29 protein-coding genes and 1 pseudogene are annotated in these 22,814 nt (G+C 44.9%); 21 read left to right on the plus strand and 9 right to left on the minus strand.

The genetic code is table 11. The features are described from left to right. The 4 genes from EVJ32_RS10505 to EVJ32_RS10520 form a co-directional block, all read right to left on the minus strand. Positions 1-1,236 (minus strand): restriction endonuclease subunit S, encoded by a 1,236-nt coding sequence (locus tag EVJ32_RS10505; protein ID WP_131458229.1) that lies wholly within the window; start codon positions 1,234-1,236, stop codon positions 1-3. Beyond that, a complete protein-coding gene (locus tag EVJ32_RS10510) occupies positions 1,226-2,746 on the minus strand; it encodes a class I SAM-dependent DNA methyltransferase (protein ID WP_131458231.1) in 1,521 nt (506 codons plus the stop codon). The genes EVJ32_RS10505 and EVJ32_RS10510 overlap by 11 nt, the downstream gene beginning before the upstream one ends. 289 nt (positions 2,747-3,035) lie before the next feature. Further along, positions 3,036-3,188 carry a hypothetical protein gene (locus EVJ32_RS10515; RefSeq protein ID WP_236639506.1) on the minus strand — a complete coding sequence of 51 codons (153 nt, stop codon included), beginning with the start codon at positions 3,186-3,188 and terminating at the stop codon, positions 3,036-3,038. An 18-nt stretch (positions 3,189-3,206) separates the two neighbouring features. Next, positions 3,207-5,090 carry an N-6 DNA methylase gene (locus tag EVJ32_RS10520; RefSeq protein ID WP_131458233.1) on the minus strand — a complete coding sequence of 628 codons (1,884 nt, stop codon included), beginning with the start codon at positions 5,088-5,090 and terminating at the stop codon, positions 3,207-3,209. A gap of 242 nt (positions 5,091-5,332) precedes the next feature. Here EVJ32_RS10520 and EVJ32_RS10525 point away from each other — a divergent pair, with 242 nt between their 5' ends. From EVJ32_RS10525 to EVJ32_RS10540, 4 genes and pseudogenes are all read left to right on the plus strand, one after another. Continuing rightward, entirely contained in the window at positions 5,333-7,486 is a 2,154-nt protein-coding gene (locus tag EVJ32_RS10525; RefSeq protein ID WP_131458235.1) for an ATP-binding domain-containing protein, read from the plus strand. A 212-nt stretch (positions 7,487-7,698) separates the two neighbouring features. Continuing rightward, a pseudogene (locus EVJ32_RS10530) lies at positions 7,699-7,911 on the plus strand (DNA/RNA helicase domain-containing protein); the annotation flags it as partial. After that, entirely contained in the window at positions 7,908-8,216 is a 309-nt protein-coding gene (locus EVJ32_RS10535; protein WP_131458237.1) for a nucleotide pyrophosphohydrolase, read from the plus strand. The pseudogene EVJ32_RS10530 and the gene EVJ32_RS10535, both read left to right, overlap by 4 nt. 14 nt (positions 8,217-8,230) lie before the next feature. Then, on the plus strand, positions 8,231-8,641 hold the full coding sequence (locus EVJ32_RS10540; protein ID WP_131458239.1) for a hypothetical protein: 411 nt from the start codon (positions 8,231-8,233) through the stop codon (positions 8,639-8,641). A 60-nt stretch (positions 8,642-8,701) separates the two neighbouring features. On the opposite strand, the gene EVJ32_RS10545 is transcribed toward EVJ32_RS10540, so the two are convergent. Continuing rightward, positions 8,702-9,283: a cysteine hydrolase family protein gene (locus tag EVJ32_RS10545; protein WP_131458241.1), complete on the minus strand. Its 582-nt coding sequence runs from the start codon at positions 9,281-9,283 to the stop codon at positions 8,702-8,704. A gap of 146 nt (positions 9,284-9,429) precedes the next feature. On the opposite strand from EVJ32_RS10545, the gene EVJ32_RS10550 reads away from it, so the two are divergent. The 3 genes from EVJ32_RS10550 (at position 9,430) to EVJ32_RS10560 (ending at position 12,086) form a co-directional block, all read left to right on the plus strand. After that, entirely contained in the window at positions 9,430-9,852 is a 423-nt protein-coding gene (locus EVJ32_RS10550) for an Lrp/AsnC family transcriptional regulator (protein ID WP_131458243.1), read from the plus strand. A 90-nt stretch (positions 9,853-9,942) separates the two neighbouring features. Further along, positions 9,943-10,572: a DUF3841 domain-containing protein gene (locus EVJ32_RS10555; RefSeq protein ID WP_131458245.1), complete on the plus strand. Its 630-nt coding sequence runs from the start codon at positions 9,943-9,945 to the stop codon at positions 10,570-10,572. Between the two features lie 473 nt (positions 10,573-11,045). Then, positions 11,046-12,086, plus strand: coding sequence for a flavin monoamine oxidase family protein (locus EVJ32_RS10560; RefSeq protein WP_131458247.1), 1,041 nt, complete (start codon positions 11,046-11,048; stop codon positions 12,084-12,086). Between the two features lie 41 nt (positions 12,087-12,127). On the opposite strand, the gene EVJ32_RS10565 is transcribed toward EVJ32_RS10560, so the two are convergent. Then, positions 12,128-12,559: a MarR family winged helix-turn-helix transcriptional regulator gene (locus EVJ32_RS10565; RefSeq protein ID WP_236634146.1), complete on the minus strand. Its 432-nt coding sequence runs from the start codon at positions 12,557-12,559 to the stop codon at positions 12,128-12,130. 21 nt (positions 12,560-12,580) lie between these two features. Next, on the minus strand, positions 12,581-13,786 hold the full coding sequence (locus EVJ32_RS10570) for an MFS transporter (RefSeq protein ID WP_131458249.1): 1,206 nt from the start codon (positions 13,784-13,786) through the stop codon (positions 12,581-12,583). A 150-nt stretch (positions 13,787-13,936) separates the two neighbouring features. On the opposite strand from EVJ32_RS10570, the gene EVJ32_RS10575 reads away from it, so the two are divergent. From EVJ32_RS10575 to EVJ32_RS10600, 6 genes are all read left to right on the plus strand, one after another. Continuing rightward, complete coding sequence (locus tag EVJ32_RS10575; protein WP_131458251.1) at positions 13,937-14,404, plus strand: hypothetical protein; 468 nt, start codon at positions 13,937-13,939, stop codon at positions 14,402-14,404. Positions 14,405-14,441: 37 nt separating this feature from the next. After that, the gene (locus EVJ32_RS10580; protein WP_131458253.1) at positions 14,442-14,891 is read left to right on the plus strand and encodes a hypothetical protein; all 450 of its coding nucleotides are present in this window, start codon (positions 14,442-14,444) and stop codon (positions 14,889-14,891) included. 9 nt (positions 14,892-14,900) lie between these two features. Beyond that, positions 14,901-15,362 (plus strand): hypothetical protein, encoded by a 462-nt coding sequence (locus EVJ32_RS10585; protein ID WP_131458255.1) that lies wholly within the window; start codon positions 14,901-14,903, stop codon positions 15,360-15,362. Positions 15,363-15,373: 11 nt separating this feature from the next. Continuing rightward, complete coding sequence (locus EVJ32_RS10590; RefSeq protein ID WP_131458257.1) at positions 15,374-15,856, plus strand: hypothetical protein; 483 nt, start codon at positions 15,374-15,376, stop codon at positions 15,854-15,856. Between the two features lie 17 nt (positions 15,857-15,873). Next, on the plus strand, positions 15,874-16,329 hold the full coding sequence (locus EVJ32_RS10595) for a hypothetical protein (protein ID WP_131458259.1): 456 nt from the start codon (positions 15,874-15,876) through the stop codon (positions 16,327-16,329). 115 nt (positions 16,330-16,444) lie between these two features. Continuing rightward, positions 16,445-16,792, plus strand: a complete 348-nt coding sequence (locus tag EVJ32_RS10600) for a DUF3139 domain-containing protein (protein WP_131458261.1) — start codon at positions 16,445-16,447, stop codon at positions 16,790-16,792. A 32-nt stretch (positions 16,793-16,824) separates the two neighbouring features. On the opposite strand, the gene EVJ32_RS10605 is transcribed toward EVJ32_RS10600, so the two are convergent. Beyond that, positions 16,825-17,253: a hypothetical protein gene (locus EVJ32_RS10605; RefSeq protein WP_131458263.1), complete on the minus strand. Its 429-nt coding sequence runs from the start codon at positions 17,251-17,253 to the stop codon at positions 16,825-16,827. 289 nt (positions 17,254-17,542) lie between these two features. On the opposite strand from EVJ32_RS10605, the gene EVJ32_RS10610 reads away from it, so the two are divergent. The 5 genes from EVJ32_RS10610 (at position 17,543) to EVJ32_RS10630 (ending at position 20,686) form a co-directional block, all read left to right on the plus strand. Then, positions 17,543-18,031: a hypothetical protein gene (locus EVJ32_RS10610; protein WP_131458265.1), complete on the plus strand. Its 489-nt coding sequence runs from the start codon at positions 17,543-17,545 to the stop codon at positions 18,029-18,031. Between the two features lie 115 nt (positions 18,032-18,146). After that, entirely contained in the window at positions 18,147-19,085 is a 939-nt protein-coding gene (locus EVJ32_RS10615; RefSeq protein ID WP_131458267.1) for a DMT family transporter, read from the plus strand. Positions 19,086-19,103: 18 nt separating this feature from the next. Next, positions 19,104-19,529, plus strand: coding sequence for a DMT family transporter (locus EVJ32_RS10620; RefSeq protein WP_131458269.1), 426 nt, complete (start codon positions 19,104-19,106; stop codon positions 19,527-19,529). Between the two features lie 11 nt (positions 19,530-19,540). Next, positions 19,541-20,200: a Crp/Fnr family transcriptional regulator gene (locus tag EVJ32_RS10625; protein ID WP_131458271.1), complete on the plus strand. Its 660-nt coding sequence runs from the start codon at positions 19,541-19,543 to the stop codon at positions 20,198-20,200. Between the two features lie 12 nt (positions 20,201-20,212). Continuing rightward, a complete protein-coding gene (locus tag EVJ32_RS10630) occupies positions 20,213-20,686 on the plus strand; it encodes a DMT family transporter (protein ID WP_131458273.1) in 474 nt (157 codons plus the stop codon). 3 nt (positions 20,687-20,689) lie between these two features. Here the strand turns inward: EVJ32_RS10630 and EVJ32_RS10635 are convergent, their stop codons facing one another. Further along, entirely contained in the window at positions 20,690-20,893 is a 204-nt protein-coding gene (locus tag EVJ32_RS10635; RefSeq protein ID WP_131458275.1) for a hypothetical protein, read from the minus strand. A gap of 78 nt (positions 20,894-20,971) precedes the next feature. On the opposite strand from EVJ32_RS10635, the gene EVJ32_RS10640 reads away from it, so the two are divergent. From EVJ32_RS10640 to EVJ32_RS10650, 3 genes are all read left to right on the plus strand, one after another. After that, positions 20,972-21,460, plus strand: coding sequence for a hypothetical protein (locus EVJ32_RS10640; RefSeq protein WP_131458277.1), 489 nt, complete (start codon positions 20,972-20,974; stop codon positions 21,458-21,460). Positions 21,461-21,573: 113 nt separating this feature from the next. Continuing rightward, positions 21,574-22,053 carry a hypothetical protein gene (locus EVJ32_RS10645; protein WP_131458279.1) on the plus strand — a complete coding sequence of 160 codons (480 nt, stop codon included), beginning with the start codon at positions 21,574-21,576 and terminating at the stop codon, positions 22,051-22,053. A 14-nt stretch (positions 22,054-22,067) separates the two neighbouring features. Continuing rightward, a complete protein-coding gene (locus tag EVJ32_RS10650; RefSeq protein WP_131458281.1) occupies positions 22,068-22,553 on the plus strand; it encodes a hypothetical protein in 486 nt (161 codons plus the stop codon). Positions 22,554-22,814: the final 261 nt, after the last annotated feature.

Below are 22,814 nucleotides of genomic sequence, written 5' to 3' on the forward strand. Positions count from 1 at the left end.
TTACACCTCCAAGCCATCAAAGATTTCTATTTCACCTGATAAAAATTTAGGGAGAAAGGTGTCGCGAAGTTGAGTTAAGTATTGATTTTCTTTATCTAAAGAAAATATTTGTTGTGTAAATGATAATGCTAGACTTTCATAATTTTTCAATATTAAATAGGGTGGGATTATCATTTGTTTTTTCATGAAATGCGTTACTTTTATGCTCGGTTGAACAGAACCAATATTATAAGTTATTAAGTCGTTTTTTATACTACGCATATATTCGTAAATATATAGTTTGGAAATATCTTTACTTCTGAGGGTTACTAAATTTTGTGCAACACAGCCTTTATCATAATAAAATAATTTTAACTCTCCTATACTTCCGACAGTAGAAATTAGTGTATCCATTAATTCAGGGTGTCCTTTTCTAAACCAAGTTTTATAAGTGTCGGCAGAAACAAACTTTCGACAATTTGTATAATCTATCACTCTTGAATTTCCTGCTAAGGCTTTTACATCAATGATCGGAAATTTGAAGGTTTCCTCTGTAAGTGGTGGAGTTTTCCCCCGGTTATCTATTACATTCACTGTATTTCCCAAAGTATCTACACTCCAATATTTTGGTATCTCCCCTAACTCACTTTCAACCATTTCGCCACCACTTGATTTATAAGGCTTTCCTTCTTCATTTAGAAATTCAAAATCTATAAACCAGTGTTTAAAAAGAGTTTGAGAGAGGTGTTCAAGGTTACTTATAATTGCTTTGTTATTTTGAATTTTACTATCCAGGTCACTAAGAAAATTTATTATTTTCAATTGATATTCTTTGTTATATAAAGGAACTTTATATTGCATAATGGCACTTTTATCTCCACGAGGCATTTTTGTTCCTTTAGAAGTTTGTACCATGAAATTGAAAAAACCATCTTGTGATAAAACATAGTACAGATATTCTGGTATTATTTTTTCCTCGTCCGCTTGAAAAATAAGTACATCAGGTGATGAGCCACCGCTTTTATTACTAAACCAAATTTTCTTGAAATAAGGACGGATGTTTGAAATTAATACATCTCCATTTTCAAACTTATTCACGTTTCCGTTTTTGGGAATATCACTTAAACCACCAATCCCTTGTTTCTCGGGAAGCATATTATTGGTGGAAACATAATTTTCTCTCTTTAATTCTTTAGTAGCAATTTTTTCTTTTCTGTATTTACAAATATCAGAAAGATAACACTCTTTAAACTCCATACCCGATCCCACCTAACGCTTTCCGAATCTGTTCTTCCAACTCTTTAGATTTTGCAAACTGCTCTGCTAGTTCACTTGTTAATCGTCCCATTTTTTCTTCAAATACTTCGCCATCATCTTCTTGAGCAACTAATCCTACATAACGTCCAGGAGTTAAGATATAGTGGTGTTCACGTACTTCCCCAATAGTCGCTTCTTTACAAAAACCTAGTTCATCTGCGTATTCCTGATCATTTGTCCCACGCCATGCATGGAACGTCTCTGCAATTTTTTCGATATCTTCTTTACTGAATTCTTTATGCGTACGATCTGCCATGAATCCGAGATGACGCGCATCGATAAAAAGAATTTTATTATTCCGTTCACGTTTACCTGTTTTCGCTTTATTTTTTGATACGAACCAGAGACAGACGGGAATTTGCGTCGAATAGAATAACTGACCTGGCAAGGTAACGATACATTCCACTAAGTCATTTTCAACTAAGTTTTTGCGGATTTCACCTTCACCACCTGAGTTTGAAGACATCGATCCATTCGCTAACACAAAACCTGCTGTCCCGGCGGGTGCCAGTTTTGAAATCATATGTTGTACCCAGGCAAAGTTGGCATTATTTTGTGGTGGAATTCCATAGTGCCAACGCATATCATCTTGTAATTTATCTCCACCCCAGTCTTTAGTATTAAATGGCGGGTTTGCGAGAATAAAGTCAGCTTTTAGCCCTTTGTGTAAATCACTTGAAAATGTATCGGCGTGGTATGGTCCGATATTATTATCAATTCCACGAATCGCTAAATTCATTTTACAGAGTTTCCAGGTTGTTGGATTCGATTCTTGACCGTAGATTGATAAATTATCAATCCGCCCTTGGTGTTCTTTAACGAACTTTGATGATTGAACGAACATTCCACCAGAACCGCATGCTGGATCATAAACACGTCCTTGATAGGGTTCTAACATCTCAACTAATAAACTAACAACAGAAGAAGGTGTATAAAATTCTCCGCTATTCTTTCCTTCTGCACTAGCGAAGTTGCTTAAAAAATATTCATAAACGCGTCCGATAATATCCTTTTCGCGACTGTCTTCATCACCGACTTTGAAGGAGAATAAATCAATTGTCTCGCCCAAACGTGTTTTATCTAGTTCTGGTCGTGCAAACGATTTTGGTAATACACCGACTAACGACGGGTTTTCTTTTTCGATTGCCACCATCGCAGCATCAATGAGCTGTCCGATTTCAGGTTTTTTAGCGTTGTCTTTGATAAATGACCAGCGTGCCTCTTGCGGTACGAAAAAGATATTATCTGCAACATATTCATCACGATCTTCTTCGTCTGCCCATTCATCTTCTTTTAATTCTGTGTGTTTCTCTTCAAAAGCATCGGACACGTATTTTAAAAACAATAGTCCGAGGACGACGTTTTTATACTCACCTGAATCCATAGACCCACGTAATTTATCTGCCATCTTCCATAGTTTTTCTTCAAATCCTAAGTTTGCTGTTGCCATAGTATTTCCCCCTATAAAAACTAAAATATATTTCTGAAAGAATGATGTTATGTTTTGATGGAAACCATAACTTGATTGCGTTAACAGTATAAAATATTTAAATGATAGAGCCACGAACATTATTTGATAGGATTCTGTTTAACCTCTGATGTGTACCGGGTAGATTGATGATAAAATTCATTCTGCTTTATCATTTGCAAATAGCCTTTACAGGTAGAAGTTTTCTTTTTTCAACACGGACACCTTCAAGGTATTGATACAAGTCCACTCTTTTAATAAAAACTGGTGCTCACTTTTTAGTACCCGGCATAGTATTAATTTGGTTCATCATATCAATTGAGGTGGCAGTCTCTGGTGCTACTAAATAGCGGGCCACACTGACTTCTTTTCCTTTACCGACATGCCTATACCATATAACAACTTTCCAGTAGGTCCAATTCATCGTAGTCTCCTCCTTGTTTTATTCAATCTTTTCAAATGTGTCTATTATTCCACAGGCGCTATATGCTTCATTTTTTAAAGTGGTGTAGTTCTGTAGTGCTTGTTTTAGCATGTGTTCGTATGTTTCTTTTGCTTCTTTGTACTTTGCCGCTGTGCTTTTTTGGACGGACAAACTTGGAGCAATAATTTCTAGGTTAGATAAATCTTTTGGGTTTAAAACAGGAGTCAACGCACCACCCATAATATTTTGAATCGAGTACTGGCCGACCGGACTTTCTAGGTAAGTTTGTAGATAATAAGGGTCTATTTTGTCTTCATGAGGGCGAAACCCTAAGAAATTTTGCGAAAGTAAAATTGTCCCTTTGTGTGCCGGCACTACAGCAATTTTAATATTTTGTCCTCTTGAAGAAATAATTAGATCTCCTTCTTGGACCTGATATTGATCAGCTTTTGATGATGAGGACAGAGTGACTGTAGTCATGCCATTGAACAGAATTTTTCCGTCTTGAACATCAGACATTTTAATGATCTTATATATGCCATGTTCGTCATCAGATATATTTTTTGTAGAAATATTTATCCCTCTAAATACAGTTCCAAGGGAATGGATCGATTGTTTACTAAGAGACTCATCCTGGAATTTTTCGAAATCTATGCGATACACATTTCCTTCAAGGCTAATTTGTTTATCTCTTAAATATCGTTCGACTGCAAGGCTACTCTGCAATTCATTAGTTGGGACTAGTTTGCTGAAATATTCTATATTGGCTGTGCTATTTAATGCTTTATGAATTCGAGCAATGTGATCATCGATCAAATACTTCGACGTACCTTTCTTTTCGAATAATTTACTTGCGTTTATGAACTGAACTTTTCCGGCTTTTTCTTGCGGTTTGTTTTTGTTGAGAATGAGTAACGAAATCGGAATTGCCGTGTTGTGCAAAAGATTGTCTGATAATGAAATGACTGCTTCGATCTGATCGGTATCTAGAAGTCTTTGTCGTATTTCTTGATCAACCCCACCTCTAAATAAGGTGCCATTCGTGACGATTAGAATCACACGTCCTTTTCCGCTAGAAGAAGAAATTGCATGTTGGATGAAAGCCATGTCAGCATTTGATTTTGTTATTTTCCCCAACACAAATCGTCTGTAAGGATCATCATTCAATTTTGCGTAATCCCGTTCTTGTAGTTTATGGCTAAAAGGTATTGCCATTGCGATGTAGTCAAACTTCTTCGTTTCATTATTTTCGACGAACCAAGGTTCTGATAGGGTGTTGCCCAAAGCAAACGTGTCAATCGAGATATCGGATAATAATAAAGCTAGTTTTCCGATAGCCCAGCTTTCTGAATTAAGTTCTTGTCCATATAACTTCAGCGCTTTATCAGGATTTTGTTTTGATGCTTCGATGATAGTTCCACCATATCCCGCTACACCATCATAGAATGAGGAGTTTTCATTGATATCCAACAATTTTACTAAAAGGCGATTTAGAAATTCCGGTGTAGTATGTTCTGCCCCCACAGAAGAACGCCCTCCGTACGTCGAGTGTTTAATTTGATTTACTGTCTCCGAATAATCGATATCCTCCAACTTATTTATAGCTACTAAGATTTCAAACAGCACTCGTTCATCAAGTTGACTCCAAGAAATCTTTAGACTTGTATAAACCCCTTTTAGTGCTGGGAAAGTTTCTTCAATCAACTGAAATGCGTTACGCAAATTTTTTATCGTATTAGAAGAATCTTTAATCAAATAATCTAATTTCACTTTGTTAGGCACTTGATTTTCTCTATTAACGGATAAATATTTAATACTATAAACTGCTAATACTAAAGAAGGGGGGATATTTTTTCCGTCTACTACTAAACGATTTATAGATTTGTAAAGCGAATGTTCCATAAAAAAACTCCTGTCCGTTTTGTTTGTAACCACAGTATATAACTATAATAGAGTAAAGTAAACACTTAAATTTAGTAACTTAATTACTAAATTTAAGTAACCCTTATTTCTGATAGGAGAACAAAGGTTATACTGAGTAGTGGTTGTTTTTAATTTTGATTCAAGGATTTACCTCGTTCGTTAAAACAGAGACACCTTAGAAGGGCTCTATTTGGTAAAATGAGGATATAAAACTACTAGGGGTGCAAAGGACGAAGGCAGTATTAGATAATGAACAACGTCGACTCGATGAGTTTTGTCTGGTCATCGAATCGCATTTGCATGGCAAACCACATGGTGAGAAGCCAGGACTTGAATCAAGCGACTATGAAATGATTGACATGCGTGGGCATTCACGGCAGTCAGAAAGTGCGCAGGAACGCCAAAGATACGAAGACGCTTTGAACGAGCTGTATTCTTTCACATTTGTGGTTGAGGACGAAGGCGAAGAAGAGACGTATCCGGTTGGGAAATTCGGTGTGGCCCATCCGCGCTCGCCTGAGATTCCACTCGTCCTTGATTGGCGGAGTGAAATGGCGATGCGTGCTTCCATGTTCAACGGGGAGACGATTGAGATGCCGGGCGGTCACATCATCGGGATGACGCAGCTCGAACTTGACCGGAAACAACGACGCGTCGTGCAGGCGAGTCATCGTCGTGACACAAAACGACGTCCTGCGTCACTGACGAAACGATTTACAGAACAAATCAAGGCGAAGTTTAAAAAGCCTTCGCCTGTAACAGATGTGCCACAAGAGAACTTCATGGAGCGGGAACTGACAAAAAAACAAAAAGATCGCTCGATCGACGGGTTCATCGCGACGCGCCAAGCCGAACAGAACCACATCATCCAAGCACCGGCCAATACATATATGATTGTCCAAGGCGCGGCTGGGACCGGGAAATCGTTGACGGCGTTGCACCGGATGTCTTACTTACAGTATCAAGATGAACGTCGGAAGATGATTTATTTGGCTCCTAATGAGGCGACGATTCATCAACTGTTGAAGGACGCGGAACACTTACAAATTCAATCGGTGTCAACGATGGCATTTGATGAATGGTTAAAGACGGTGTCCTCCAAAGACTTTTCAGCGAGTATCGTTCACGAACTTCTTCCGTTATACCAAGGACGAGATTTATTCGAATGGGCTGAAGCGGCGATCGAAGAATGGTACGAGGACGTCGCTGTATTGCTTAGACGATACGAACCGATTAAGGGTTTAGAGGAATTACATGAACGGGCACTGGCTATTTGGTTCGGCCAAGAGCGTCCTGGACGCGCACAAACGGAACGGATTTTACAAATGATCCGCAGTGAATCGGAACGAACATCTATCTTGAACAAAGAGAAGTATAAGAACGAACTGATTACGGATATGCAGAGATGGAGCGGGGATTTAGATTCGACGAAAACTCGTACGCTTGAACAGTTAATGCAAGAAAATATGAAGCGGCAATTGGCCCGTGAAAAACGAGAGTATCTACAAATCGTCGACTTCTGGAAGAAGACGACGAAGCTTGAGGCTGCCACAATTTGGTCGATCATGAAACAACCAGGTCGTCTCGTTTATCTCAAAAAAACGCAACCAGAAGAACTATTGGAAATGTGGCATAAGTTAAAACGTCCGACTGAGCTCGACCGCTTCTTCTGGATGTATCTTCATTATGAGACGAACGGATACCCAGACAAATGGAGTCATCTCTTTGTCGATGAGGGACAGACGCTTCGACCGCTCGACATTTTCGTGCTCGAGAAGTTGTGCTATGGAATGACGGTGTTTGGTGACACGCTCCAAAGCTATCGATCGCTTGAGATGGAATCGTGGGACCCGATTGTTTCGGATGTGACTTCGAATTGGGAAATCGAGTACTTAACAAAAACATTCCGGACAGCGAAGCCGATTGTTGATTTAGCTAAAAAGATATTATACGATGCGGATCACGACACGAGTTGGATTGACCCGTTCGAACGAAAAGGAGAACCAATTGAATATTTAAGAACGAAGAAGAGTCGTGAGTTAAAAGATGTATTGGAAAGATGGGAGACAGAACAGTATTCAATTTGTATCATTGCTCCGACGATGGAACGAGCTATGTTTTTACACTCGAAATTAACGGTACCAACACAACTCATTCAGTCTGAGACGACAAAAGTAGGCGATGGGATTGCTGTCTCTACAATCGATTACTTACGTGGAATGGAATTCGATGCCGTCTTATTGATGGATGTCGACGAGGAGAACTATCGACAGATTCCACAAGAGGCTAGACGATTATACGTGTCATTGACTCGAGCGTTGCATGAGGTTGTCATTCATACAAAAGAAGACTATTCATTGTTAATTGATGCCTAATATTAATTTGATGAATTCGTGAAGCTCTGTCGGTTTTGGCGGAGCTTTTTTTGTTTTACAACTTTATTTTTTCATTTGAACCTTGCCCGTTATTTTATCTCCTTAATCTATAGAAATTCGGTATAGTAGGTGGAACGATTATTCAAGGTTTTGATTTGAACTAAGTCGGCGTCGTGTTAGGTCCTTCGGTGACGTAAGATGAAACGAAGGATTGCTTGGTGATCGACACGAATCTTTATAAAGATACGGGTGCCTATGCTGGGATTAAAGGAGTCGAGAACGTCGAATTAGCAAAAGAACAAATCGTGCTGAACTCCATCAATGTGTTGATGAAGCGGGGCGTCCGAGGACTTTATTTGTATGCGAGCGACGAAGTACTCAGAGAGAGATTGCTACACATTCAAAGAGAGAAGGTACAGACATGAACGAAGTACAACGATTGATGGACAAAGTGATTGAATTCCGTGACGAACGCGATTGGGCGTTCCACCATAACCCGAAAGACTTGGCGTTATCATTATCACTCGAGGCGAGCGAAATGTTGGAGTTGTTCCAATGGGTGTCGAGCGAAGAAGCACTCGAGACGAAACACGTCGAGATGAAAGAAGAGCTCGCGGATGTCCTCATCTACGCGCTCACGTTCGCTCATGCGGCAGGGATTGATGTGTCGCAGGCGATTGAAGAGAAGCTCGAGAAAAACGCGATGAAATATCCGAGTCCGCAAAAATGAGTGGGGAGCTCGTAATGAATATCCCATCCGATCAATTTATGATTCCTTGCCATTTAATCGGAAAGAATTTCTCACCTCGCGTCGCATCAGAAAAAACAGGCATTCAATTTTATACCCAGACCGAAGTCGGGGAGATGGAGCGCATAGGAAAACGGATTGCTACGCACGGCGATGCGTCGTTTGAACCACCACTGGAATTTCAACAAATGGAAAATCCGTATATAGGTCTCTTTTGGATGGTGGACACCCTTACGGAACATATCGATACCCTTCGTTCTTGTGGAGCCGATAATATCTATATAGATTTAGGTGTCGTCTATCACGTTGATGTGAAACTAGAGTTTGAACCAGATTTCTTAATGAAACTTGCGAACTTAAAGATTCCATTTTTAATTAGTGGCTATAAAGAAGAAACTGGTGAATAACGTTACAGGAACTATTTTGATGAGACGGTATTAACATCAAGAAAAAAGCAGTACGGCCCGTTACAAGGCCTGTACTGCTTTCGTCTGAATCATCGCGATGACCTCATCCGTCGTGTGGATGGTCGCGAACTCCTCGTTCAAGTTGGCGAGAGAGACGTCATGAATGACATCCGCTGGAATCAACGAACCGCTTATTGAACGACGGTCGAACGTCGCCGTCGCATCGGATACGACAATCGGTCCGAATCCGAGATTGCCGGCCATACGGGCCGTTGTCTCGACACAGTGGTTGGTGATCAATCCTGTGACGATGATGGATTTGACTTGATGCGCTTCTAGAAGCTCTTGCAGATTTGTGCCGATAAAGGCGCTGTTGGCCTGCTTGGTGAGGATGGTGTCCTGTTCGCGTGGCCGAATGAAATCTTGGAACAAATGGCCGTCCTTCTTGAAATAAAATAAGGATTCAGGTATTTGCGAGACGTGTTGGACATAGATGATCGGTTGATCGGCTTTCTCCCAAGTGGTGATGAGTCGTGCAATGTTATCTTCACACATCTGATTGTTCCGATTGCCCCAACTCGAATCGTGGAACGCTTGTTGGACGTCGATAATTAATAATGGTACGACTGTGTTTTGCTTCATGTCTGTTTCCCCCTTGTTAACGTTATGTTAAGTGTAACGGGGAGGGAGATTTGATTACATACGAGATAAACGGAGTTATGCGTGTGATACCTTAAAAAGAACGGAAGATTGGACACGCAACTTACGATTTGAAAGTGAGGACTCAAATGGACGAAATTGATCGACATATCGTCAGCTTGATGCAGGAGAATGCCCGGATTTCTGTCACGGAGCTCGGGAAACGAATCGGGCTATCGACGCCTGCTGCGAATGAACGATTGAAGCGACTCGAAGAACGCGGAGTCATCACCGGGTATCGTGCCGTGATCAATCCTGAAACGTTAGGAAAGCATGTGACGGCCTTCATTTTGTACGACACGACACGTTGCGAGGCGTTCCGAGAGTTTTGTCGACAACAACCGAGTGTGATGGAATGTCATCGTCTCGCGGGAAAGTACAGCTACTTGGTCAAAGTGGTGACGGAAAACGTGCGCACGCTTGAGATGTTCATCGATGAATCGATGGCGTACGGGCAACCGTCGTCACTCATCAATTTGTCGTCGCCGGTTCCGTTTAAACCGATCGAGTGAGTAGAGAACATATGAAAATTTTGCAAATGTCTTCGATAAATGTTTTTTATATAGTTGAGTAATAGATGACACAAAAAGGATTTGAGAATAATGGGGATTTATTATACATGTCAGCATGAGGACGCATGGAAAGTCGCATTGGAACGCGGCTATTTGGCGGCTAATTCAGATTATGTGATGTTTAAAGATGGTGTTTCAGAAATGTTCGAACCAGCATACGGTTGGATGGTCGATCAGTACGAACGACGAATCGGAATTTCGTTAAATGGCAACTATCCAATATGGTGTTGGGATGTGTTTCCTGAAGGTACTTTAGATGGATACGTCAATCCTGGAGAGCAAGGCGTTGTTCTGACTGTCGAGTTACCAGATGAGCACGTGTTGTCTTCAGAAGCGTTATACTGGGACGTCGTCACAATGCAAGGTTCGCTTCACGACAGAGTTGAGGATTATGACTCGGGTGTAGAGCTTACTCTCGCGGAAAAAAAGAAAGCGTGGGAGAAAATATTTGATAAAGACTGGTGCTATGCTCATGCAATGCCGACACGAATGCCAGAATATCAACATGTGATTCATCGAATTGAACTCCATCAAGTTCGAGCCGTTATACCGTTCACAGGTCGAGGTGACGACTGGATAGACCGATTGAAACATGTCGGTTGGCGTTTCGGGTATCGAGTTGGTTGGAACAAATCGATTCCATTCCATTACCAAGGATAAGCCGGTCTGAAAGACATTGCTTGAGTGCGAGGAGTTTAAATAAATGATGCAACAAGAACGTTTTACTTAATTGAACAGAAGACGTTTTGCTGGGTTATTTGATTTCATCGAGCGAAATATACCCCGGTTTTGTCCGTCTCCGTCTGACGTCTGAATCGAAATAATGAAACGGTGTATACATTCCTATTGGGACATAGTACGAAGCAAATATCTTCAAGTAGAGTGGTAGTGGAAGCAAGTCAGCCAATATTAAAACCATCAACGGGGTTACAATAATAAATAGTGCAAATGTCATCGTCAATTCAGTTTTGATAAACCGATACAATAAACGCATCAACCAGATGAACGGGAAATAGAGATAATAAAACAAACGCTGCACTTGAACCTTCCTTTCCTGAGCGGTGCGCTCAAGTCATATAGATGTATCTTTTTCAGTATAATGGGAGCACCACGTATAGAGAAGGAGTATTTATATGACCAAATCGATCGCCATCATCGGGGCGGGCGTCAGCGGCCTGTACGCCGCCTCGCTCCTCATCGAAAAAGGCTATGACGTCACCGTATTTGAATCACGCGATCGCATCGGGGGACGGGTGTTGAGCCAAAACGGATTTGACCTCGGTCCGACATGGTATTGGCCGGATACCGAGAAGACGATCACGCAACTCGTCGATCGGCTCGGACTTCCGGTGTTCCCGCAACATACGACCGGTGACTTGATGCTCGAGCGGAAAGTTGGCGTGATTGAGCGCCACACGTTGCCACCCGAACAGACCGTTCTGTCGATGCGACTTGAGGGCGGTATGGCGACACTGACTACAGCGCTCGCTGCCAGACTTCCAGAAGGGACAATCGAACTCGAGACGACCGTCACGTCGATTCACCAGACAGAAGACGGGGTATCGGTCGCAGTCGAAGCAGGATCGGCAAAAACGTTCCATCACGTCATCCTAGCCATCCCGCCACGGCTCGTCTCACGCATCTCGTTTCAACCGGAACTGTCTGAAGCGACGAAGGTGAAGCTGTCGTCTACCCCGACGTGGATGGCCGGACAGGCGAAAGTGGTCGCCGTGTATGACCGACCGTTTTGGCGAGATGCCGGCTTATCCGGGCTCGGCATGAGTTGGTCCGGCGTGTTGCAGGAGATTCATGACGCGTCAGCGCCGGGAGGGTACGGGGCACTGTTCGGTTTCTTCCGATTATCACCTTTTGAGCGGGCCGCGCTAGACCGGGACGAGCTCAATCGTCTCGTCGTCGAGCAACTCGTCCGACTGTTCGGGGAAGAGGCGCGTCATCCGCGTGACGTCTTGTACGTGGATTGGTCAAGTGACCGCGACACGGCAAGTTCGCAAGATGCCCAACCGTTGAGTGACTTCCCTGTCTATGGACCGATTACGTTCGACACCGCTTGGGAAGAAAAGCTCTCACTTGCTGGGACCGAGACGGATTCCATGTTCGGCGGTCATATCGAAGGGGCACTTCGTTCTGCAATCCGGGTCGTCGAGCAACTCTAACCAAAAATGCGTATCCTCCCAAGTCGGGACGATACGCATTTTTATTTGAACTTCTGAATCATCAACGCGAGCGCGCGATTGATCATCTTCATCTCGTCATCCTCGAGCACGGAGAACATCTCTTCGGCGAGCTGTTCTTCGATTCGATCGACTTGTTTCGAGTAGTCGAGGCCGACCGGACCGAGCCGGATGAAGCTCTCACGCAAGTTGTCCGGATTTTTCTCTTTTTGGACGAACTGGCGTTGTTCGAGCACTTTCAACACTTGGCTGACCGCACTTTTCGAGATATTCATCTTCGTCGCGATCTCGGTCGTCGTCCATGTGTCTTTTCGTTTGAAGAGCAGCAACATCTGTTCTTGCTGGTAACTGAGTTCAAACTCGTTCAAGTCGGTAAAGTATTTGGTGAACAACAAGTCGAGCTCGTCGACTTGACGATACATCTCGATGACTTGTTGTTTGCGTGTCTCTTTCAAAACCCGTTCTCCTTTCATTCCTTAACGTGTGTCACGGAACGTCTGGCTCCGCACATACAGGACGATACTAAATGCTAGTCCGATTATACCAAACGAGATGAGTAACGTTTGAATCGGTACGGATAACGCGACTAGGATTGATAGAACGGCGAACGCGATCGGCTCTAGGCCGGACGCGGCGAGTGCCATGATGCTCATGACGCGACCGATCTTATCTTGATCGCTATGCTCTTGCATGAGCGTGACGGCCGGCAAATAGACGAGCATCAGCATGAAGCCGCTCATGGCCGCCGCGAAAGCGAGCATCGGGACGGACTCGGCTTGCGTGTAGAAGAGAAATGCGACAATCGTCAAGAACAAGGCGCGGAAGACGAAACGGCCGCGGTGGACCGACCGTAACAATAAGACGAGGAAACTTGCGACGAACGTCCCGACGGCGAGTCCGCCTTCAATCAAACTCAAGTCGAACGCCGTTCCGCCGCGTTCACCGACGAGGATCGGGATGCTCATGATGAGCGGTCCCATAATGAACAAGTTGACGATCGCAATCGAGAACGTACCGCTTCGCAAGATCGGTGTCTTTGAGACGTAGCGGATTCCTTCTTTCAAATCAAAGACGACGTGCTTGAGCGACATCGTCTGTGCCGCTGGAATATGGTCTCGAATCAGCCGCGGCATCATCAAGAAAGCAGAGATAAAGATGAGCGCAGCCGCCGTACTAAAGCTAAGACCGAAGCCGCCCCACGTCAACAGAAGACCAGCTAAAAATGGACCGATTACGAACATGAGCTCGAGCGACCCTTGGAATAACGAGTTAGCGCGTTGGAGCTCGTGTTTTTTGACGAGAGACGGGATGAGTGAAGACAGCGCCGGATACGACATGCCGTCCAATAGTCCGAACGCGATCGAGATAAGGATTAAGACGATCACGGAATAAGCGTCGGCCAAGTGCAGCGCGACGACGACGAGCATCAAAACACCTTGTCCGAGGTTCGTCAAAAATAAGAGGCGACTCTTTTGATAGCGGTCGGCAAAGACACCGCCGAACACCATCATAATTACGCGTGGCAACGAGACGGCCGTCATGATGATTCCGAGCAGGGCCGGTTGTTTCAACACATCGATCGTGAGCCACGACATGCTCAAAAAGAAGATGGAAAAACCGAGCGTCAGCGTCATGCCGGACAGCCAAGTGAAAATGAAACGGGAATTGTGTAGCAAGTTCATAAGGAGACCTCATTTTTAAATAAAGTTAAGTTAACTAAACTATAAGACGAGATTTTAATCTCGTCAAGCAAATCGGACCGACGAAAAAAATGTAAAAATACGGAACTTTTAGCGAGTGATAGACGTATAATTACAGAAGAGGTGAACGATATGAGTAAACAAGAACGATTACGCAAAGTAAAAACGATGAATCCCCAATGGTTAGTATTACGACTTTTCTTTGCGCTTCCCACTGGTGTGCTTGTATTTTACTTTTTACAGACAGAGGCGAATCCCTGGCTAATGGGAGGGTTGCTCCTAGCACTGACGATTGCGGCAAATGTTTTATTCTCACGAGAATCAAGCTTTGTCAAAAGCCTTACACCGAACGAGCAAGCTAAAAAGGTAGTTAGCATCCAATATAAACTCGACTATTTGTTTGTCATCATGATGGCTGTGATTTTTCCACTTATGATGCGATTTAGTATGTTGACACTTAGTCCATTCATTTTGTTTATGGGTAGCGTCATCTTGATTTTATTTACGCAATTTAAACTTGATCAACAGCTAGAATGGATAGATGCTGAGCAACCGACCCGTCGAGAGATTCAACGAACGCGATTTAGATTTAGCACGTGATTAGTATGTATATAGATAACAACTAAAGGAGTATCTTATGGACAAACATGAGCGTTTGACAAAAATGAAGCAAGAAAACCGGAAGTGGTTCTTTCTCCGTGTATCCTTTGCGATTCCCGTCGGTATATTGGTCTTTTTGTTGTTACAAACAAATACGCAAGAGTTACTTTACGGCGGCCTGCTGGTCTTAACGACATTCCTGTACGGATCTGTCCTTCAACGTGAGTATCGATTCATGAGCAGTTTCACGGAACGTACCCGTACGAAACGTTTCATATCGATGCAATATGCGCTTAATTATGTGTTAATCCTCTTCGTCGGGCTCGTATTTCCGTGGCTTTTGAAATTAGAGGCGGTTAGTTGGTTGCCATTCATCGGATTTACAGTCGGTATTTTCATTCTCTCGGTTTCAGAACGGGCATTTGATGAAAAAGTGAGACAAAGTGACCCAGAGCAGCCGATGCGGCGTGAAGTGAGAGGGTGGTGAGGTGAATAGATGACAAAACAACAGCGCATCAACGTCATCTATAAATCGAACGTGAAAATGGCATTGCTTCAAGGCCTCATCACGTTTCCGATGTCGTTTTTTACCGTCGGGCTGATTCGTTCAGATTCATTGAACGGATGGTACGTGACGGGGGTGTTCGTCTGCTTGTTACTGCTTGGCGGAATCTTTTTCAAGGCGAATCGGGTCGAGGCCAAGTTGACCGAGCGAGAGGATGCCAAAATCATCATCGCTCGTCGGAACGGATATATGTTTGCGCTGTTTGTCATATTCATTTTATCATTTGCGCTGACAATTAAACTCGGATGGATGTACGCCTGGATTTTAGGTGTGGCGGTTGGTGTACTATACGGCGGCTACCGCCTGATTCGAAAACAAGACGAGCGATTGAGCGACATCGATCCGGAGCATCCGATGCTTAAAGAGATTCGACTCGACAACGTTAGAGACTAAGGAGGAGACTGATGGACCGTGAAGCAAGATTACAGAAACTCGTACCAATCGAAAAAACATATCGGCGCATGATGTTTACGAGTAGTGTGTTGATTTTCGGGGCAGCGCTTTACTTTCTGATGAATCCGATTTATTCGGGAGTTATCGCGGTAGTCAGTTTAGTCCCGACTGTGTTCCTCGAATGGAGAAAGACGCGTACATATCTTCAATTCAATGACGAGCCGATGTATAGGCGTCTCATTCGACTGAATTTTTCGATGCTCTGCTTCACGTTCGTCTTATTGTTCGGTCTTGTCGCCTTGTTTTTGACGGGCCACATGAACCGTGACGGGCTCATGTGGGCAATGGTGATCGGGGCACCGCCGTCTGTGTTATGGCCATTTTGGGTTGACCGGAAGCTGCTTCAACTCGACCCTGAACATGTTACTTCCAGTATGTTAGCAAAAGCCAATCGCGAGCAACTGAAGCGCCGTCTTGACGGAATCAATGATTAGAAAAGGAATGAAATGGTATGACGAAACAAGAACGGATTCATCAAATGAACATGTATCGTGAACATCATAAACGGTCGCGTGAGGCATGGTTTGCCCCTTTCCCAGCGCTCTTGTTTTTCGCGTTGCTCGCTGAACAAACATGGTGGTTATGGACCGGATTGATGATTGTATCAGCAGTTGGATTAGTGAGGATATTGTGGAAAGAGGGCAAGGTGTTCGCACAGCTTTCAAAGCAACCAGATGCACAACGTCTGGCATTTGGTATGTATCGCGTTCTTGTCGGGTGGTATGTATTCATCATCGCAAGTGTCTTGAGTTACAAACTCATGGCTCCTTGGTGGCTATGGATGATGCTCGTCGCTTGTGCGCTGTTATTGACATATTTGTACAAGCGTTATAGTGCGGCAGTGTGTCGATTCGATGCGTCGCAACCGCTTCGGACAGAGCTTGCGACAAGTAGGGGATTGCGATAAGGTGTTTCCCGAAGCAAGCACTTTTTGACAGATGGCTCTAATAAGTCTTCACTTAAAAAGTGTCAGGGTGTTCCACATGTGACGGACATAAAATCAAAATCGATAGGGGCGAATCATGAAAAAAAGAACGTTTTATACGTTTACTATGCTTTTAGTCTTAACCGCCACGGTGACGGGGGCTTTGACATACAAGCATAGTCACTATGACGAGAAGCAAGAGTTTTCTAAAACCATCGATACCTACCTAAGAGAAAGCAATTATCAGCAACAAATTTTAACAAGAGAGATCATGAGGGACTCCAAGATGGGAGAATATTTTGCTGAAGTGATTTTTAAAGACGAGCCTGATAACACGTACGAAATATACGAGATAGGAAAAGGTAATTTTAAAGTGTATGGCTATAAAAATGGTGTCGAAATAATCAATCGAAACGAAGCTAAATATATCACGTATCAGGAGTGAATTACATTTGTTTGAAAAGTGTTGCGTTGGTTTTAATCCAGTCTAGGTATGACGAACAGTCGTCTTTTTTCATTAAAGTCTAGGACTTGCTCAAACTCTTTACCGTTTTCTAGCCACTTGATATGTAACGTATATGTAGCATCCTTTTTAGGTTTCTCGCCTAAGTAAATAAACTCGGTTTGATTCAAGGTGTTTAAATCAACATACTCTGCAGGAGACCATACTAAATCGCCTGTTAAAATGTCTCCGTCTTGATAAAAAACAAGAGATGTCATCTTCCCCTCTACATTCTTCCAGTAGAGGTCACCTTTCCATGTACCTTTTGCAGAGTGCCCGACATTGTACTCGGCTTTCCAACGCCCGTCATCAGAGGTCGCCTCGAGTTTAGGAGGTAACGAAACTGATACACCAATCCATACGATTACGATGAAACCTAAAATGAGAAAAGTTAATTTTTTCATAATTGCCCACATCCTTTAACATCTATTTATATATAAAATTTAACCATAGTTTTCTAAAATGATACAATACCGCTGTAGACTGATTTGACTAAATATAAAAATCGAGTCATTTTGTGCTATTTTACGAAAAAACAAATTATGCTCATTCATATGGTTTGCGCACTTATCTGCTTCCGAGAAAATGGACTTAGTACTGATGTTAAGCAAGATGAGCGACATAACAATAGCTCAAACAGATAGATTTAGATCAACCGACACGAAAAATTATGAATTTTATGAGAGGTGTCCTATGACCGGTTTGACAAAACAAGAACGCATTAACCAGCTGCTCGCACAAGACGATACCCATTGGTTTGTACGGTGGTGGATTTGGATGGCCGGGCTCGTCGCCACGGTCGTCGTCGGCTATATGGCACCGACGTGGCTCCCGTTTGTCTTGGCCATCTCCTATTTCCCGTATTTATGCTTGGAGTGGCGTAAGACGAAGCTCTTGCTCACGTTCAACGACAGCCGTCGCTACACACGCTGGGTCTACATGGGCTTCGTGTTCGAATGGATCGGATTCGTCGCGATTTTGAGCCTGTTCGCTTTCTATCATGCAGGTGTTGTTTCGATTCAAGTTCTGCTGGCACTCATTGTCAGTTTGATTGTTTTCAGTATCCTCACCCCACGCTGGCTCGATCGATTCATCTTGATGTTCGATGACGACCATGTCACCGCGAAAGTGTTGAGCAAAGCAAAAAAACAACGAAATACCGAACATAAGACGAGTTCCTAATCAAACGGGACTCGTCTTTTTGTGATTCAGGACATCGGTCCTTTATACTTTAGATGAGTGAGATGTACATTGAGATAATAACTTGCACTACATCATAGAATCGAGGAAACGAAATATGTTAGCCATTGTTATTGGACTCGTGATCGGCATCTTACTACCGATACAGACGAGCGTGAACTCGCGTCTGCGTTCGATCGTCGGGTCACCGTTTGTCGCTTCGTTCCTATCATTCGCGGTCGGGACGACCTTTTTATCGCTCATCCTTCTTGTCTCTGGACAAGGATTCGGGTTCGACTCGTCAATCTTTCAGCAACAGCCGATCTGGATGTGGTCGGGTGGCTTGTTAGGGGTCATTTTTTTAACGGGGAACATCCTCTTGTTCCCACGTCTCGGCAGCGTCCAGACGGTCATCATGCCAATCTTTGGACAGATCGTGATGGGGCTCTTAATCGATCACTTCGGTTGGTTCAATTCGACCGTGAGCGTCCTCACACCGTGGCGCGTGTTTGGGGCCTTGCTTGTTTTGCTAGGGGTCGTCGGGACGGTCGCACTCACAGACTGGATCAATCGCCGCCGCGGAAAATTTGTCATCGCGAACCGGGTGGAGACCGGTAACTTGAACGTCTGGCGTTTACTCGGAATCGGGACCGGGATGATGAGTGCGATGCAGACCGCCATCAACGGCTATTTAGGGACTGTGCTCGAGTCTGCGCTAAAAGGCGCGCTCGTCTCGTTCGTCGTAGGAATCGTCACACTTCTCCTCGTCTTACTCATCCTACGGCCGAGCGTCGAATGGCGCGGGCTATCGGGACAACCGTGGTGGATTTGGCTTGGTGGGATCATCGGCGCGCTCTTCATCGGCGGGAACGTCTTGATCGTCCCGATGGTCGGGACCGGAATCGCCGTCGTCATCGTCATTGTCGGCTTATTATGCGGTAGTTTGCTGATTGACCGGTTCGGTTGGTTCGGTGCAGCCAAAAATCCGGTGACCGGGATTCAACTCGTCAGTTTGCTCGTCATGGTGCTCGGTATCATGATGATCCGCTTGTCATAATATAAAGGAGGGGATACGATGCGCGGAGTCTTATTCGCCATCAGCGGCGGGTTCTTTTTAACGTTGCAAAGCGTCGCCAACGCACGAATCAGTTCACAGATCGGTACGTGGCAGGCCGCGACACTGACGCAAATGACCGGCTTCGTCGTGGCGCTTCTTGTCATGTTGGCTGTGCGTGACCGGACGTATAAACAGATGCGACACGTGCACCCGCTCTATTTGTCGGGTGGCGCGTTCGCAGCCCTCATCTTGTTCAGCAACATGACAGCCGTCCATCAGCTCGGTGTCACGTTGACAATCTCCTTGTTTCTGATTGCGCAGCTCGCCCTCGCGCTCGTCATCGATTGGCGCGGCTGGTTCGGGATGGTACGCCGAGAGTTGAACGTGTCACAATTGCTCGGTGTCGCCATGATGGTCGCCGGCATCATCTTGTTGAAATGGTAGGAGGGGACCGGATGCTAGAACACTATTTGACGCAACTGGAGTTACAAGTCTTGCCAAAAGCGACACACGAACATTTCACGCTCGTCCGTTACGAGCCGGGCGCGACGATTTGCGCCCAAGGTGACGACGCGCACCACCTTCATTTTCTCGTCAAAGGCAAGATTCGCGTGGCGCATACGTCGGCAACGGGTAAACGCCTCGTACTGTCGTTCAAACGTCCGTTCGATTTGATCGGTGACATCGAATACGTGCGCCGGACGCCATATTTAAATACGGTCGAGGCGGTCACATCGGTCGAGATGCTCGTCATCCGGTTCGACGATTTAGCCCGGCACGCGGCAGACGACGTGGCGTGGCTCCATTATCTGTTAGAAGAGATCACGAGAAAGTTCGAGTTGAAGTCGCAGTCGATGAGTTTCAACTTGTTTTACCCGGTCGACGTCCGGCTCGCGAGCTACTTGCTGTCGATGACGCCGGACGAGCGTGCGCTCGGGTCGACGGTCGATGAGTTGACCGATATCGCCGACTTGATCGGGACGAGTTATCGCCACGTCAATCGGACGCTCAAACGCTTCGTCGAACAAGGATTGATCGAACGGGATCGTCGGTCGATCGCAATCATCGATCGCGCCGGGTTGATCGCTGTCGCAGGGGAGAGTATTTATGAGTGAGGGGGAACGACAATGGCACTTGGAATGATGCTCGCGGTCATGGGCGGCATGCTCGTCTGTGTACAAAATACGTTCAACGCCAACGTGAAACAACGGGTCGGGGCTTGGGCGACGACGACGCTCGTCCTCGCACTTGGTTTTCTCGCCTCGCTCTTCATCGGATTGATCAGTGAAGGCGGCGGGTTGTTTGATTTACGTGACATGGAGACGTGGTACTGGTTCAGCGGCATCATCGGTGTCGGTGTCGTCATGAGCGTGACACAAAGCGTCCAGCAGCTCGGTCCGAGTTACGCCATCTCGATTGTCATGGTGTCGCAAATCTTGTTCGCCTTGCTGTGGGATACGCTCGGCTGGTTTGGACTTGAGGCGATCCCGTTCACGTGGAAGACGGCGCTTGGCATCGTCTTGATCGTCGGCGGGGTGCTGTTGTTCCAGTTGAGTGGAAAGAAAGTGGTGGCACGCCAACAGGTAAAACAAGTAGGTTGATCTTCAGAATGATTTACGACAGTTCGTACAAGTTTGCCCGTGTTCCTGCCGTCTCACGACGGTTTGGCAATGCGGGCATTTTGTCGTGTGCGAGCCGTTCGGTTGAATGAGTGAGCGTTCCTCGAACGATGACGGATATAAAGTATAGGAACGGGTCACAATAAAACCGACGATGCCGAGCAAGACGGCTAAAATGAGGATATCCATCGAAATCCCTCCTAATAATTGGTATGCTATTCTTATGTACGCAACTTGTCAGTATTTGGTTTCAGGGGGGAATAAAAAATGACACGTGAAGAACGAATCGAACAGTTATATATGCGAAACCGAACTGGAATCGTGATGTTAATCGGTACATTTTTAATCGGACTCGCGGGCGGCCTATGGCTTTTTACGGGAGGCGCGTATGAACAGATCGCTGCGTTCGTCTTCTTTTTCGTCGTCGCGTTGCCACTTGGTTTCGTGGCTTGGCGTAAAACAAGGACGCTGTTGACGTTCAATGAGGACAAACGCTATCGTCGCTGGATTCGCTTCAAAGGGCTTTTGAATATCGTCTTACTGTTTGGCATGATGGGGATGATGTCGCTCTTTGCATCAGGGTTGGTCCCGTTATCGTTATTCACCGGGACGGTGGTCAGCTTGGCGATTGGTTTTCTACTCATCGAGATGGTAATTGATCGACGCCTGCTTCAGATCGATGATGAGCACGTCGTCGACAGCTTGATTGGATTGACGAAACGGGAGCGGATGAAACGGCATTGGGAGGAAGAGTGATGGTGGCGTACGAGGAGACGGAGTATATCTCGAGCATGACATTCCGTTTGAGTGAAACCTTTTACTCTTTCGGTTCGTAAAAAAAGGAAATGAGATTTTGTTAGGAGGATTTGATGGTTGACCATAACATAAGACTTGAACGCATGATTGAGAACGACCGAAAGCGACAAAAACAAACGTGGTATCCGATGCTCGGCTTCCTGGCGTTGTTCATCGTTTATTTTTGGGTGACGGACGTCCTCTTATTGTTGCCAATTATCTTGGCCGGACAGCTCCCTGCGCTATATAAAGGGTGGCATCGGATGAAATTGTTGCTCACCTTCAACGAGGAGGCTCGCTACCAACAGAAAGTACGGTCCGAGTTCGGATTGGCCGTCGGAAACCTTGTATTTCTTCTATTATTGGTCGCGAGTACAATGCTAGGCTGGATCACGCTACTTACATTCGCGGTCGTCATCATCGTCGGCCTCATCACGTTTTTGGCATTTCGATTTCGAATCGATCGCGAGTTAAAAGAGATTGATCCGAACCATGTGACAGGGACTGAACTCGGCGAGGCACAAATCGAACGTGAAAAACGAAAGTCATCATGATGGGAGTACTCAGTATGGTTAATAAAAATGAACGATTAAAACAAATGGTCGAGAACGACCGCAACGTGAACCGGACGGCGCTTTTGCTCACGTTCGCAATTTTAGGAATCGCCTTTTACTTCATCTTCACGCAAGACATTAAAGTGGCGACGTTCGCCGTCATCATCATGGCGACCCAGCTGCCGAGTCTTTATCGGGCCTGGCACCGGATGAATTTACTGCTCACCTTTAACGACGAGGCGCGCTATCAAAAGTTCGTCCGTCTCGAATTCGGGATCGTGCTCGCCAATGTCATCTTGCTGGGTATCTTTATCGCCATCGCCTGGTCGATTGAAGGCTCGCTCCTCGTCTTCGCGGGAATGCTTCTTGCCTTGTTCATCCCGTTCATTTTCTTATCGGTCTGGGTGAACCGGAAGCTTGAACTGATTGACCCGGAGCATGTGACGAACCATGAGTTGCGGACGGCGCATCGCGATGCGTCGAAGAATCGGTTTAACTAGAAGGAGATAAATAAATGCACCTCACAGATGGAATGTGGCAACTGATTAACATCGTTCTGACGTTTTGTGCAACGTGGATTGGTTTTATGGTTGTCTATCGCTGGATGGAAGACTAAAACCCAGCTTCTGATTCGTGATATGCTCCCCAATAGGTAGACAGATGAAATAACAAATCTGTTTATCTGATTGGGGAGTGTTTTTTTATGGCGAGAAGTCGACATTCGATCGAACAAAAACTGAGTGCGCTGCGTATGATGGACG

Origin of the sequence: Exiguobacterium sp. SH5S4, assembly GCF_004337045.1 — a bacterium.
GTDB classification, from domain to species: domain Bacteria; phylum Bacillota; class Bacilli; order Exiguobacteriales; family Exiguobacteriaceae; genus Exiguobacterium; species Exiguobacterium aurantiacum_A.

Coding starts and splice junctions, on each gene's coding strand:
- EVJ32_RS10590 (WP_131458257.1), top strand. CDS start 15,374: ATGGACCGTGAAGCAAGATTACAGAAACTCGTACCAATCGAAAAAACA.
- EVJ32_RS10505 (WP_131458229.1), bottom strand. CDS start 1,236: ATGGAGTTTAAAGAGTGTTATCTTTCTGATATTTGTAAATACAGAAAA.
- EVJ32_RS10625 (WP_131458271.1), top strand. CDS start 19,541: ATGCTAGAACACTATTTGACGCAACTGGAGTTACAAGTCTTGCCAAAA.
- EVJ32_RS10520 (WP_131458233.1), bottom strand. CDS start 5,090: ATGGAACATTCGCTTTACAAATCTATAAATCGTTTAGTAGTAGACGGA.
- EVJ32_RS10640 (WP_131458277.1), top strand. CDS start 20,972: ATGACACGTGAAGAACGAATCGAACAGTTATATATGCGAAACCGAACT.
- EVJ32_RS10630 (WP_131458273.1), top strand. CDS start 20,213: ATGGCACTTGGAATGATGCTCGCGGTCATGGGCGGCATGCTCGTCTGT.
- EVJ32_RS10650 (WP_131458281.1), top strand. CDS start 22,068: ATGGTTAATAAAAATGAACGATTAAAACAAATGGTCGAGAACGACCGC.
- EVJ32_RS10620 (WP_131458269.1), top strand. CDS start 19,104: ATGCGCGGAGTCTTATTCGCCATCAGCGGCGGGTTCTTTTTAACGTTG.
- EVJ32_RS10545 (WP_131458241.1), bottom strand. CDS start 9,283: ATGAAGCAAAACACAGTCGTACCATTATTAATTATCGACGTCCAACAA.
- EVJ32_RS10555 (WP_131458245.1), top strand. CDS start 9,943: ATGGGGATTTATTATACATGTCAGCATGAGGACGCATGGAAAGTCGCA.
- EVJ32_RS10510 (WP_131458231.1), bottom strand. CDS start 2,746: ATGGCAACAGCAAACTTAGGATTTGAAGAAAAACTATGGAAGATGGCA.
- EVJ32_RS10535 (WP_131458237.1), top strand. CDS start 7,908: ATGAACGAAGTACAACGATTGATGGACAAAGTGATTGAATTCCGTGAC.
- EVJ32_RS10515 (WP_236639506.1), bottom strand. CDS start 3,188: ATGAATTGGACCTACTGGAAAGTTGTTATATGGTATAGGCATGTCGGT.
- EVJ32_RS10540 (WP_131458239.1), top strand. CDS start 8,231: ATGAATATCCCATCCGATCAATTTATGATTCCTTGCCATTTAATCGGA.
- EVJ32_RS10635 (WP_131458275.1), bottom strand. CDS start 20,893: ATGGATATCCTCATTTTAGCCGTCTTGCTCGGCATCGTCGGTTTTATT.
- EVJ32_RS10550 (WP_131458243.1), top strand. CDS start 9,430: ATGGACGAAATTGATCGACATATCGTCAGCTTGATGCAGGAGAATGCC.
- EVJ32_RS10645 (WP_131458279.1), top strand. CDS start 21,574: ATGGTTGACCATAACATAAGACTTGAACGCATGATTGAGAACGACCGA.
- EVJ32_RS10615 (WP_131458267.1), top strand. CDS start 18,147: ATGTTAGCCATTGTTATTGGACTCGTGATCGGCATCTTACTACCGATA.
- EVJ32_RS10610 (WP_131458265.1), top strand. CDS start 17,543: ATGACCGGTTTGACAAAACAAGAACGCATTAACCAGCTGCTCGCACAA.
- EVJ32_RS10595 (WP_131458259.1), top strand. CDS start 15,874: ATGACGAAACAAGAACGGATTCATCAAATGAACATGTATCGTGAACAT.
- EVJ32_RS10585 (WP_131458255.1), top strand. CDS start 14,901: ATGACAAAACAACAGCGCATCAACGTCATCTATAAATCGAACGTGAAA.
- EVJ32_RS10605 (WP_131458263.1), bottom strand. CDS start 17,253: ATGAAAAAATTAACTTTTCTCATTTTAGGTTTCATCGTAATCGTATGG.
- EVJ32_RS10560 (WP_131458247.1), top strand. CDS start 11,046: ATGACCAAATCGATCGCCATCATCGGGGCGGGCGTCAGCGGCCTGTAC.
- EVJ32_RS10570 (WP_131458249.1), bottom strand. CDS start 13,786: ATGAACTTGCTACACAATTCCCGTTTCATTTTCACTTGGCTGTCCGGC.
- EVJ32_RS10580 (WP_131458253.1), top strand. CDS start 14,442: ATGGACAAACATGAGCGTTTGACAAAAATGAAGCAAGAAAACCGGAAG.
- EVJ32_RS10600 (WP_131458261.1), top strand. CDS start 16,445: ATGAAAAAAAGAACGTTTTATACGTTTACTATGCTTTTAGTCTTAACC.
- EVJ32_RS10575 (WP_131458251.1), top strand. CDS start 13,937: ATGAGTAAACAAGAACGATTACGCAAAGTAAAAACGATGAATCCCCAA.